We start from the raw sequence: 12,719 nt of genomic DNA on the forward strand, positions 1-12,719 counted from the left end.
GTCTTTCGCTTCTTGTTCTGGTACTCGGCTTCGGAGAAAGTGATCTGATCCATGCGGTAATGAATCCTAGGCAGTTGACGATGGCCGTATTATCGCTGATTTCGGAGACTTATTCAGAGTCTCCTTAATGTATTGATGCCTTGCACAATACAGTGCTGGTAGTAGACCGCACCGAGACCCTATAATGCCGCCCTATTTTTCTAGCAGGATCGCGTCGTGATCGAGAATCTTCGCAACATTGCCATTATCGCCCACGTTGACCACGGTAAAACCACCCTGGTCGATAAACTTTTGAGCCAGTCCGGCACGCTCGACCGTAAAGCCGAAGGGCAAGAGCGGATCATGGACTCCAATGACCAGGAAAAGGAGCGTGGCATCACCATCCTGGCCAAAAACACGGCGATCAAGTGGCAGGATGGCAACGGCACTGACTTCCACATCAATATCGTGGACACGCCCGGGCACGCTGATTTCGGCGGTGAAGTCGAGCGCGTCATGTCGATGGTGGACTCGGTACTGCTGTTGGTTGACGCCGTTGACGGCCCGATGCCGCAGACCCGCTTTGTGACCCAGAAGGCCTTTGACCGTGGCCTGAAGCCGATCGTTGTGGTCAACAAAATTGACCGCCCCGGCGCACGGCCCGACTGGGTGATCGACCAGATTTTCGACCTGTTCGACAACCTGGGGGCCTCCGACGAGCAGCTCGACTTCCCGATCATTTACTGCTCGGCGCTCAACGGCATTGCCGGCCCTGATCCTGACGAGTTGGCCGACGACATGTCGCCCATGTTCCAGTCGATTGTCGATATCGTCGAGCCGCCCAAGGTCGAAAGTGACGGGCCTTTCCAGATGCAGATTTCCGCACTGGACTACAACAGCTACGTCGGCGTTATCGGCCTCGGCCGCATTAGCCGCGGCAGCGTCAAGCCGAACCAGCAGATTACCGTGGTGACCAAAGAAGGCCAGTCACGCAAGGGCAAGATCGGCCAGGTCATGACCCACATGGGCCTCGATCGTGTACAGACTGACGAAGCCACCGCGGGCGATATCATCTGTATCACCGGCATCGAGAACCTGGCGATTTCCGATACGCTGTGCGACGTCAATCACGTCGAAGCGCTGCCGCCGTTGACCGTGGACGAACCGACGGTCTCGATGACTTTCCAGGTCAACGACTCGCCGTTTGCCGGTAAAGACGGCAAGTTCGTCACCAGCCGGAATATCAAGGATCGTCTGGAGCAGGAACTGATCCACAACGTGGCGCTGCGCGTCGAGCAGGGTGAAACGCCGGAGAAATTCAAGGTCTCCGGGCGTGGCGAGCTGCACCTGTCGGTGTTGATCGAATCCATGCGTCGTGAAGGCTTCGAGCTGGCCGTTGGCCGCCCCGAAGTCATCATCCGTGAAATCGACGGCGAACAGCAGGAGCCCTACGAAGAAGTCATCATCGACTGTGAAGAGCAGCACCAGGGCGCCATCATGGAAGAGCTTGGCTACCGCAAGGGTGAAATGACCAACATGAACCCGGACGGCAAGGGTCGCGTTCGCCTGGACTTCATCATCCCCGCGCGCGGCCTGATCGGCTTCCGCGGGCAGTTTTTGACCCTGACCTCGGGCACCGGCATCCTGACCAGCCGCTTTGACCACTACGGCCCGCTGAAGCCCGACGCCTCCATCGAACGGCGTAACGGCGTCATGGTGTCGATGGTCGACGGCAAGGCGCTGGCCTATGCCCTTTACACCCTTCAGGAACGTGGCAAGCTGATCGTCGATCACGCCACCGAAGTCTACGAAGGCATGCTGATCGGCATCAACAACCGCGCCAACGACATGGTGGTCAACCCGACCAAGGGTAAAAAGCTCGATAACATGCGCTCGACGGGTAACGATGAAAACATCGTGTTGACGCCGCCGATCAACTTCACCCTGGAACAGGCCATCGAGTTCCTTGACTCCGACGAGCTGGTGGAAGTGACGCCGAACCATATTCGCCTGCGCAAGAAGCTGCTCAAGGAAAACGAGCGTAAACGCTCCAGCAAGAAGTAAGTTCCCGAAGCCCGCCTAGCAGCGGGCTTTTTTTTGCCTGCCCCACCCCTGCCATCTTGACCTGGCGCGTTTGCCAAGCGGCTCCCCCAACGCAACCTTAACGGTTACCCGCTGGAAAGCCGTTGCGGTGTAGCGCAAAGTAGCGCTATCCCAGGCACAGGGAATTATTTTATGATCGGATTCATACAAACGTTTTGATCATCACTGCCGTCAAGGAAACCCATGACCCCGCTTATCGAGGTTCAACAGGCCAATAAGGCCTTTGGTGGCCTGCAGGTCATCAACGACTGCTCTATCCGCGTCGAGAAAGGCTCGATTACCGGCATGATCGGTCCCAACGGCGCGGGCAAGTCGACGTTATTCAACTTGATGGCCGGCGCGTTGCAGCCCGACAGCGGGCGTATCCTGCTGGAAGGCGAAGATATTACCGCGCTCAGCGCGGATCAGCGGTTTCACAAAGGCCTGCTGCGCACCTTCCAGATTGCCCATGAGTTTACCCACATGAGCGCGCTGGAAAACCTGATGATGGTCCCGCCGACGCAGGCCGGGGAAAACCTCTTCACGACCTGGTTCAAACCCGGCCTGGTGCGCCGCGAGGAAGCCGAGGTACGCCGTCGCGCACTTGAGGTCATCGACTTTATCGGCCTGCACCATGTGCGCAATGAGCTGGCTGGCAACCTGTCCGGCGGCCAGAAGAAGCTGTTGGAACTGGGCCGCACGATGATGACCAACGCCAAGGTCGTACTGCTCGATGAAATCGCCGCCGGCGTCAACCGCACCCTGCTTGGCGACCTGATCGGCAACATCGAGCGCCTCAATCGTGAAATGGGCTATACCTTCCTGGTCATCGAACACGACATGGACATGATCGCCCGGCTCTGCGACCCGGTCATCGTCCTTGCCCAGGGCGAAGTCATGGTCGAAGGCCATATTCAGGACATCCAGAACAACCCCGAGGTCATCGAAGCCTATTTCGGTGCCGGGGCAGCGTAAAGGATGAAGGCGCCAGGCTTCCCTCAATGCCACGAGCAATCGGTTGGCAATCAACAAGAGACTTTTGCACCATGCCTTTAATCGAAGCGCGCGATGTTTATGGCGGCTATGGCGGCATGAATATCCTCAATGGGGTGGACATGTCCCTGGAAGCCGACGAAGTCGGGGTGATTGTCGGCCCGAACGGGGCCGGTAAATCCACCTTGCTGAAAGCGGTTTTCGGGCTTCTGCACGTCAATCAGGGTGACATTTTGCTCCACGGCAAGCCCATTCAAAATCTACCCCCCCACCAGCTGGTTGAACGCGGCATGGGCTTTGTTCCCCAGGAAAAGAATGTTTTCCCAAGCCTTACCGTCCAGGAAAACCTGGAGATGGGGGCCTTCCTGAAGCCGCAGAACGTGAAACGCATGCTGGGCCAGGTTTACGAGTTCTTTCCGCCCCTGCAGGAAAAACGCCATCAGCCCGCAGGGGAGCTGTCCGGTGGCCAGCGCCAGATGGTCGCCATGGGCCGCGCGCTGATGGCCGAACCCAGCCTGCTGCTGCTGGATGAACCCACCGCCGGGCTTTCCCCGCTATACATGAACGAGATTTTTGACCGCGTTAAGCATATCAACGCGGCTGGGGTAGGCATTCTGATGGTCGAACAAAACGCCAAGCAAGCGCTGGCCATTGCCGACAAGGGCTTTGTGTTGGCCGCGGGTCAAAACCGCTTTACCGATACCGGTGCGGCACTGCTTGCCGACCCGGACGTGGCGAAAAGCTTTTTGGGCGGATAGCCCAGGGGACAATAACGTGAATGAACTGGTTTTCTTTGTTAACAACGTGGTGATCGCCGGTAGCGTGACGGGCGCCATCTACGCCATCGGGGCGATCGGCGTCACGCTGGTTTTCAGCATCATGCGCTTTGCCCACTTTGCCCACGCCGACGTAATGACCTTCGGTGCCTTCATGGTGTTGCTGCTCACCACGGCATTTCCCGGCGTAGGCATGAGCATCGGCGTGCCCACGGCAATCGTCATGTTGCCGATCGCCATGCTGCTGACCGCCTTCCTGGCGGTGGGCATTGATAAAGTGTTTTACAAGCCGCTGCGCGCGCACGGGGTCAAGCCCATCGTCATGGTCATTGCCTCACTGGGTGTCACCCTGATCCTGCAAGGCCTGATTCGCCTGTTTTCCGGCACCGGCGGCCAGGGCCTTTACGTCGACGACCGCAAGGAGATTTTTCGCATGCTGCCGTTCGACGGCGTGCGCGTGCCCATCGTGATTACCGAACCGCAGGTTTATCTGTTCGTGATCACCCTGGTCGCCGTCGTTGCCTTGCACCTGTTCCTGAGCCGTTCGCGGCTGGGCAAAGCCATGCGCGCAATGTCCGACAACCCCGAACTGGCCCAGGCCTCGGGCATCAACACCAACACGATTGTCGCCGTGACCTGGGTGATTGCCGGTGGGCTTGCCGCCATTGCCGGTACGCTGCTGTCGCTGGACGTGACGTTCAAACCCGACCTGAGCTTTTTCCTGCTGCTGCCGATTTTCGCCGCCGCCATCGTGGGGGGCGTCGGGCACCCCTATGGGGCCGTGGCGGGGGGCTTCGTGGTCGGCTTTGCCGAAACTCTGGCGGTGTTCAACTGGGCCGTGTTGCTGCGTCCCTTCCGCGATAGCCTGCCCACTTGGCTCGAGCTGCCGTCCAATTTAGCCTTCGTGGGGACCGAGTATAAAATCGTCGTGCCGTTTTTCATTCTGGTCGCCATCCTCGTTTGGCGACCCACCGGCATCTTTAAAGGCAAGGTGATCTGATGGCTGATAGCAACTACACCCCGCAGGATGCGACGCCCAGGGCGTCGCGACTGCCACTGCGCGAACTTTGCCTGTTCGGCGCCCTACTGATCACCATTGTCGGCGTCTATGCGGCAATGGGGGCCGCCTATAGTACGCGGATGCTGGTCGAAGCCGCCTGTTATGCCGTGCTGGCGCTGGGGCTGACCATTCAATGGGGCTATGCGGGCCAGTTCAATGCCGGCGTCATGGGCTTTGTCGCCCTGGGCGGCGTCAGTGCCATGCTGTTCAGCGTGCCGGTCAACGACGCTTTCTGGAACAGCGAACTGCCTGCCGAGCTTGGCAAGGTGTTGCTGTATGCCATTGGGGCCACCCTGCTGGTCGTGGCTGCCACCAAACTCACCCGGCTGGGTGTGCCCAAACGGGTTCGCACCGTGTTCACGGTGCTGCTGGCCATTGTGCTGTACATGGTGGTCATCAGCTTGTTGCGCGACGTGACCGCCGATATTGAGTCCCAGGCAGACTTCGTTGGCGGGCTTGGCTTGCCGCCCTGGCTCGGCTGGATCTTCGGCGGTGCGCTGGCGGGCGTCGTGGGCTACTTCATCGGCCATGTCTGCCTGGGTCTGCGCAGCGACTATCTGGCCATCGCCACTCTGGGGATCGCCGAAATCATCAAGGCATTCCTTAAAAATTCAGACTGGTTGACCCGCGGCACCGCGACGGTCTCGCCGCTTCCCTGGCCAACCCCCGGACCGGCGGAACTGGGATTTACCCTTTCCCGGGCGATATACCTGTCGCTGACGGCGGTGATCATTGCCGGGATCTTCTTCCTGCTCCATCAGGCTTACCATGCCCCCTGGGGGCGCATGATCCGCGCCATTCGCGACAATGAGGTATCGGCGGCGGCCATGGGCAAGGATATCAACAAGCGGCGCCTGGAGATTTTCGTCCTCGGCTGCATTCTGATGGGCATTGGCGGCGGGATGCTGGCCAGCTTCAACAGCCTGTTCGACCCCAACGGCTACCTGCCCCTCAACCATACCTTTCTGGTTCTGGTCATGGTGATCCTGGGTGGACCGGGCAACAACCTGGGCACCATTTTCGGCGCCGTCGCGGTGTATATCATCTGGATCATGTCGGAACCACTGGCGCTTTACCTGATGGATCTCGCCGTGGCCTTCGGTGCCTTTGCCTTCGACTGGCAGGCCCCTGCCAACATCGACAGCCGCGCCCTTCAGGCAAGGGTATTGGTGATTGGCGTGCTGGTGACGCTGGTATTACGCTTCGCGCCTAAAGGACTACTGCCAGAGCGCGTCAAGTACCACGACTGAACAAAAAAACCGCCCCAGCGCTGGGCTGGGGCGGTGTTGGTCCAACGGTAGCTGGCTTAAAGCGCGTCTTCTTCCAGCTCACCTACCCGTTTGAACTCACCGTCTTCAACGGTCATTTCCACAACGATACCGGGCACGTCGCCGCTGTCGTTGAACTCATGGCTGCCTGAAGCCCCTTCGTAGTTAATCTCTTCACCCTGGGCAATCAGCTCGACAGCTTTCTCCCACTCGCCGGGCAGAATGGTTTCGCCAGGGGCCGTCGCCACAGAGCGCAATGCGTCAGACAAGCCTTCACGCTCGGCGTTGCCGTTCTGCTCGATGGCCAATGCCACCAGAAACGCTGCATCGTAAGCCTGGGCGGCAAATACCGCTTCAGGGTCTATGCCGTCAGCTTCGGCGGCTTCAATAAAGATATCCGTGCCGGGCAAATCCGGGCTGCCGGGGCGGGTTGCGATCATGCCTTCCAGGACATCAGCACCCACGGCTTCGACAAGGCTGTTGCCCACCATGCCGTCAGCACCCACGTACTGGGTGAATACACCGCTTTCCGCGGCCTGGCGCAGCACGGTCTGGCCTGATGTGTCGGCGTAGGCCAGCACGACGAGCGTTTGTACACCGGTCGACGACAATATGCCCAGTTCAGAGCGGTAGTCGGCACGGTTGTCCTCATGGGCGAGGCTTTCCACCACGCTGCCGCCTTCCGCTTCAAAGGTGCTGGTAAAGGCGTCGGATAGCCCCTGCCCATAGTCGTTATTAACGAAGGTCACGGCGACTTCTTCGATACCTTTGTCGATCAGCAGCTTGGCCAGCATTTCACCCTGGAAGGCGTCGGAAGGCACGGTGCGGAACACCAGATCATTATCGTCGAGCTCGGAGACCGCAGGCGCGGTGGAGGCGGGTGATACCATCAGCACGCCGCCGGGGATCGCCGCATTATTGGCCGCTGCGATGGTGGCACCGGTACACAGCGCACCGACAATGGCCGTGACGTCTTCGGAATTGACCATACGGTCCGCCGAGTTCGAGGCGGCCGATGCGTCAGAACAGGTGGTATCGCCCGACGGCATTTCCAGCGTCTGACCGTCCAGAATGCCGCCCTGCTCGTTAATCTGCTTGACCGCCAACTGCGCACCATCAAAAATCGGTGGCGTCAGGCTCTCGATACCGCCTGTAAAGCCCCCCAAAAAGCCCACCTTGACCTGAGCCTGGGCCGCACCTGCCAATGCCAGTGAAGAAACGGCCACCGCCGTGGCAATTATGCGTTTATTCATCATCTTATTGATCGCTCCCTGTAGGATTTAGCGCCCCATCGTCTCGCGCTGGGGTCTGCTATTAATCTGGAACTGGAACGCTAAAAATACAAGCAACGTTTTCCAACGCTAGCCGTCGCGATCATCCTCGACGCGCTCAGCCCAGCGCTTGCGGGCCAGGTTGCGGCGGTAAAGGCGTAATAGTGCGATCGTCAGCGCCGTCGCCAGCATGGCCGCCAGCACGACGCCCTGCCAGGGACGGGCCGCGTTGCCCATTACCGTCTCCAAGGTGATAATCAGTGTCAGGCCAATCGCCTGGGAGCCGATCGCTAGCGCGCGCAGCCTATCGAAAGCGGGTGGTGGCATAACGTCTCCGTAATTTGCAACTCGCATGGTATGGTGCGCCAGTGTAACTGCTAAACGGGAAAATCATGAACGCCATTACCCTTGGCCCGCTACTGATTTCGCTGCCCCGCCTTTACGCCATTGCCTGTGCACTGGCGTTGCTGGTCAGCACGCGATATTTACTGGGACTCCCCCATCGCCGTCATCAGCGCTGGTTTCTGGGGCTGGTGGTCATTTGGCTTATCGCGGCTCGCTTCGGTCATATCGCCCTGCATATCGAAAGCTACAGTACCGCCCCGCTGGAGACGCTGAAGTTCTGGAAGCCGGGCTACCAAGGGCTTTGGGGCATGGCAGCAGGCCTGTTGTGGACGATCTGGTCGCTGCGCTCACGGCTCATTGCCATGGGCGGCGCCATGGCGTTGCTGATCGGGGCCTCGAGCCTGTGGCTGGTGCTGGTCACACTCGCCCCACTGGGCAGCGACATGAGCTTGAAAAGCCTGCCCGACATTACCCTGGATGATATTGATGGCGACCCGGTACATCTTCCCTCCCTGGCGGACGATCACGATAAAGTCATCGTCAATCTGTGGGCCACCTGGTGCCCGCCTTGCCTGCGCGAGATGCCGCTGCTTGAAGACGCCGACCAGCGCGAAGGCGTGGCTGTGGTGGTCGCCAACCAGGGCGAAGACCTGCTGCCCATTGTGCGCTACCTGGATGAACAGTCGCTGCGCTTCCGCTACGCCCTGCGCGACCCCGGCCAAATGCTGATGTCGCTCGTCGAAGCGCCGGGGTTGCCCACAACGGTGCTGTTCGACGGCGAAGGCAACACCCTGGATATTCATGTGGGCGAGCTTACCCAGGCCCATCTGGACCGTTGGCTCGAAGATTGACGACGATATACCTTAATCCTCCTGCCCCTTTGCGTTAGAATCCCCCGCCCTGTTTGTGGCCGGTCATCATGACCGGCCGCGTACGCCCCCGTTTTGCAGACTTCCTTGAGGCATCATGAGCGATTTTTCACCCGGCCAACGCTGGATTAGTGACGGTGAAGCCGAGCTTGGGCTCGGCACCGTGCTTAACTGCGACACCCGAAGCGTTACCATCTTGTTCAGTGCCAGCCAGGAAACCCGCACTTACAATACCCGCCAGGCCCCGCTGACCCGCGTCATGTTTGGCAGCGGCGACCGTATCCAGTCGGCTGATGGCTGGCAGATGATTGTCGATGACAGCCAAACGTCCAACGGCCTGATCACTTACAGCGGCGAGGACAGCCAGGGCCAACGGCGCGAACTGCCGGAAGCCAAGCTCGCCGACACCATGCAGTTCGACCAGGCCCGCGACCGACTGCTTACCGGCCAGGTCGACCGCAACGACTGGTTCGACCTGCGTTTTCGTACCCTGCATCATCACCAGCGTATCGAACAGCACAGCGCGCTGGGCTTTGCCGGGCCACGCATCGACCTGGTGCCGCACCAGCTGTATATCGCCGATGAAGTCGCCCGGCGTCATGCGCCGCGCGTCCTGCTGGCGGACGAAGTCGGGCTCGGCAAAACCATCGAGGCCGGTTTGATACTGCATCGCCTGCTGCTCACCGGGCGCGCCGAACGGGCCCTGATTCTGGTGCCGGATAGCCTGACCCATCAGTGGCTGGTCGAGTTGCTGCGCCGCTTCTCGCTCAACGTTACCCTGTTGGATGAGACCCAGAGTCAGGCTCACGGCAGCGCCAACCCGTTTGAAAGCGCTCAGCTGGTACTGGCAAGCCAGGGCTGGCTGTTTGCCAATACCCACCGCCAGGAACAGGCGCTGGCCAGCCACTTTGACCTGCTGATTGTTGACGAAGCCCACCATCTCGACTGGAGCAGCGAGGGTAGCGGCCCCGGCTATCAGTGCGTCGAGCAGCTGGCAAGCGATATCCCCAGCCTGTTGCTGCTCACCGCCACGCCCGAGCAGATGGGCATAGAAAGCCACTTTGCCCGTTTGCGGCTGCTTGATCCGGAACGCTACCACGACCTGGCGCGCTTCAAAGACGAAGAACGTCACTACGGTGAAGTGGCCAGCGCCATTGAGGCGCTCGAGGCTCTCCCCGCCACGCCTGACGCACGCGTCCATGTCGAGGCCGTGGCCGACGACCGCGACAGCCAGGCCCTGCTTGCCACCCTGTGCAATCCCGAGGCCAGTACCGACCAGCAAGACGCTGCCCGTGACCAGCTCCGCGACGCCCTGCTCGACCGCCATGGCACCGGGCGGGTGATGTTCCGCAACAGTCGCCGCCATGTGGGCGGCTTCCCCGAGCGCCGCCTGCACCTCGACGCCCTGGCACTGCCGTCGGCCTATCGCCGCATGCAGCGTCGGCTGGAGCGCGACGACGACTACCTCGACGAGCTGCTCATCGAGACCGGCATGGATCATCCGGACGTGCTGATCTACCCGGATGCCGCCTACCGCGAGTTGAGTAACGACCCGCTTCACGGCGAACCCTGGTGGCATATTGACCCGAGGGTGAACTGGCTGCTGGAAAAACTCAGCGATGACAGCGACGCCGGTTTCGCCAACGACAAGGTGCTGGTGATTGCCCACCACCGCGAAACCGCCGAAGGCCTGGCCGAAGGTCTCCGCGTGCTGGGCGGCTATCATGCGCCGGTGTTTCACGAGGGCCTGTCACTGGTCGAACGCGACCGTGCCGCCGCGGCGTTTGCCGATGAAGAAGACGGCTGCCAGGTGCTGGTGTGCTCCGAAATTGGCTCCGAAGGGCGCAACTTCCAGTTCTGCCGTCACCTGGTGATGTTTGACATGCCCCAGCATCCCGACCAGTTGGAACAGCGCATTGGCCGCCTGGACAGGATCGGTCAGCGCCACGCGATCGAGATGCACGTACCGACGTTTACCGGCAGCCCCGGCGAACGCCTGATGCGCTGGTATCACGAGGGCATGGATGCCTTCAGCGCGCCCCATGGTATTGGCAGTGACCTGTTTGACGCCTTTGGCGATGCCCTGGCCGACGCACTGCTCGACGACGAGATGCTCGATGAGATCATCACCGAGACCCGCGAGCTGTTTGTCGCCAAACTGGCCGAGCGGGATGCCGGCCGTAACCGCCTGCTGGAGCTCAATGCCTGCCGTCCGGTGCGCGCCCGGCAGGTGGTCGAGGCGGTGCGCGAGCTGGACGACGACAGCGCCCTGCCGCGCTACGTCGAGCGCGCACTGGACGTGTTTGGCGTGGATAGCCAGGAGATCGGCAATGGCCTGCTTCACCTCCAGCCGGGGCAGCACATGCTGGACGGCCTGCCGGGGCTGGTAAAAGGCGAAGAAGGGTTTTCCGCCACCTTTGACCGCCATCAGGCACTCGCCCGCGATGACATCCAGCGGCTTTCCTGGGAGCACCCGCTGCTACGCGAAATGATGGGCCGCATCATTGACGGCACCATGGGCAATACCGCGCTGGCCTTGCTGGGTCACCCGGCCATCCCCAGCGGCCGCCTGATGACCGAGCTGGTATTCCGCACCCATTGCCCAGCGCCCACATCGCTGCACCTGAACCGGTTTCTGCCGCCGACAGCCGTGCGCGTGCTGCTCGACGAGTCAGGGGCCAACCTGACCGACAAGATTTCCTTCACGGGGCTGGGCAAAAACCTGCAGAAGGTCAATAAATCCCTGGCACGCGACCTGATCAAGCGCCATCACGACGCGCTTCGCGGGTTGCTCAGACAGGGAGAAGGGGAAGCCGAACGCGAACTCCCCAGCATCGTGGAAGCTGCCGAGGCACGCATGCGCACTCAGCTGGACGCGGAACTTGCCCGTCTGGCGGCGCTGGCGGAACACAACCCGTCGGTACGCAGCGAAGAGCTCGACGCCCTGAAAAAGGAACGCCAGGCCCTCAGTGACGCGATTGAGAACACCCGCCTGCGGCTGGACGCCGTGCGGGTGATCATCACCGTTGCCCCCAATGCCTAAGCGCTGCGTTCAGGCGACAGGATAGCGGAGAGCGCCTCCTCCAGCGTGGGATATTGAAAGCTGAACCCCGCTGCCTCAAGGCGCTCGGGGCGCATATCGGCACCGGTCAGCAACAGCTGGGACATCTCACCCAAGCCCGCTTTCAAGACACAGGCGGGCACCGGCAATACCGCCGGGCGGTGCAGTTGCCTGGCCAGTGTCCGGGTGAACTCGGCATTGGTCACAGGATGCGGCGCACTGCCGTTGAAGGCACCTGACAGCGAGGCGTCATGGAGCAGGAAGATGATCGCCTCGACCAGGTCGTCGCGATGGATCCAGGGCATGAATTGTCTGCCGTCGCCAAAACGGCCCCCCAGCCCCAGCTTGAAGGGCGGCAGCATCTTTTGCAGGGTGCCGCCGCCCGCCCCCAATACCAGCCCGATGCGTAAAATCGCCAGGCGCACGCCCATGTCCTCAATGGGCTTGGCCGCGGCTTCCCATTCGGCGCATAGTCGGTGGGCAAACTCATCGTGGGGCGTGGTGTCTTCGGTGACGCGCTTATCGCCTTGATCACCGTAATAGCCCATCGCGGAACCACTGACCAGCACCTGGGGCAGCGGCTGGCCGTTCTCGCCCAGTTGCTCGCACAGCGAGACGAGCTGTTCGGTCATCTCGACCCGCGAGCGAATCAGCCTCGCTTTCTGGGTATCGCTCCAGCGCTTGGCCGCAATTGACTCGCCCGCCAGGTTGACCAATGCATCCGGCGGACTGTCGATGAACGCCTGGGCGCTGTCACGGATGTCACATTCCCGGGGAAGACGATCGCGTACTTTATGAGGCGTACGGGAAACCACCTGCACCTCATGCCCCTGCGCTATCAAGGCCGGGCAGAGTCGCTGGCCGACAAAACCACTGCCGCCGGTCACTAGTACACGCATGGTGTTTCTCCCTTTTGATGTCGACGAGCGAGCTACGCTCTTGAAGGTTTACATTTCGACTTATCTATACAAAACTATTACACATAGAATGAGATCGTACATTAATATATGCCCAT

At 60.7% G+C, this 12,719-nt stretch carries 10 protein-coding genes; 7 read left to right on the forward strand and 3 right to left on the reverse strand.

Annotated features, from left to right (window positions below):
• Positions 1 to 216: 216 nt before the first annotated feature.
• The 5 genes from typA (at position 217) to NH395_RS15825 (ending at position 6,140) form a co-directional block, all read left to right on the forward strand.
• Positions 217 to 2,043 (forward strand): translational GTPase TypA, encoded by a 1,827-nt coding sequence (typA, locus tag NH395_RS15805; RefSeq protein ID WP_253026232.1) that lies wholly within the window; start codon positions 217 to 219, stop codon positions 2,041 to 2,043.
• 222 nt (positions 2,044 to 2,265) lie between these two features.
• Complete coding sequence (locus tag NH395_RS15810) at positions 2,266 to 3,036, forward strand: ABC transporter ATP-binding protein (RefSeq protein ID WP_066318626.1); 771 nt, start codon at positions 2,266 to 2,268, stop codon at positions 3,034 to 3,036.
• 71 nt (positions 3,037 to 3,107) lie between these two features.
• The gene (locus NH395_RS15815) at positions 3,108 to 3,812 is read left to right on the forward strand and encodes an ABC transporter ATP-binding protein (protein WP_066318628.1); all 705 of its coding nucleotides are present in this window, start codon (positions 3,108 to 3,110) and stop codon (positions 3,810 to 3,812) included.
• 16 nt (positions 3,813 to 3,828) lie between these two features.
• The gene (locus NH395_RS15820; RefSeq protein WP_253026234.1) at positions 3,829 to 4,830 is read left to right on the forward strand and encodes a branched-chain amino acid ABC transporter permease; all 1,002 of its coding nucleotides are present in this window, start codon (positions 3,829 to 3,831) and stop codon (positions 4,828 to 4,830) included.
• Complete coding sequence (locus NH395_RS15825) at positions 4,830 to 6,140, forward strand: branched-chain amino acid ABC transporter permease (protein ID WP_253026236.1); 1,311 nt, start codon at positions 4,830 to 4,832, stop codon at positions 6,138 to 6,140. The genes NH395_RS15820 and NH395_RS15825 overlap by 1 nt, the downstream gene beginning before the upstream one ends.
• Positions 6,141 to 6,196: 56 nt before the next feature.
• Here the strand turns inward: NH395_RS15825 and NH395_RS15830 are convergent, their stop codons facing one another.
• The gene (locus NH395_RS15830) at positions 6,197 to 7,414 is read right to left on the reverse strand and encodes an ABC transporter substrate-binding protein (protein ID WP_253026237.1); all 1,218 of its coding nucleotides are present in this window, start codon (positions 7,412 to 7,414) and stop codon (positions 6,197 to 6,199) included.
• Positions 7,415 to 7,519: 105 nt separating this feature from the next.
• Positions 7,520 to 7,756, reverse strand: coding sequence for a hypothetical protein (locus NH395_RS15835; protein WP_253026239.1), 237 nt, complete (start codon positions 7,754 to 7,756; stop codon positions 7,520 to 7,522).
• Positions 7,757 to 7,821: 65 nt separating this feature from the next.
• Here NH395_RS15835 and NH395_RS15840 point away from each other — a divergent pair, with 65 nt between their 5' ends.
• Together NH395_RS15840 and rapA are read left to right on the forward strand one after the other, a co-directional pair.
• On the forward strand, positions 7,822 to 8,625 hold the full coding sequence (locus tag NH395_RS15840; RefSeq protein ID WP_253026241.1) for a redoxin family protein: 804 nt from the start codon (positions 7,822 to 7,824) through the stop codon (positions 8,623 to 8,625).
• A 115-nt stretch (positions 8,626 to 8,740) separates the two neighbouring features.
• Complete coding sequence (gene rapA, locus NH395_RS15845; RefSeq protein ID WP_253026243.1) at positions 8,741 to 11,686, forward strand: RNA polymerase-associated protein RapA; 2,946 nt, start codon at positions 8,741 to 8,743, stop codon at positions 11,684 to 11,686.
• Here rapA and NH395_RS15850 read toward each other — a convergent pair.
• The gene (locus NH395_RS15850; RefSeq protein WP_253026245.1) at positions 11,683 to 12,603 is read right to left on the reverse strand and encodes a TIGR01777 family oxidoreductase; all 921 of its coding nucleotides are present in this window, start codon (positions 12,601 to 12,603) and stop codon (positions 11,683 to 11,685) included. The genes rapA and NH395_RS15850 overlap by 4 nt on opposite strands.
• Between the last annotated feature and the right edge of the window lie 116 nt (positions 12,604 to 12,719).

Source organism: Halomonas sp. Mc5H-6 (genome assembly GCF_024124705.1).
In the GTDB taxonomy this organism is placed as follows: domain Bacteria; phylum Pseudomonadota; class Gammaproteobacteria; order Pseudomonadales; family Halomonadaceae; genus Vreelandella; species Vreelandella subterranea.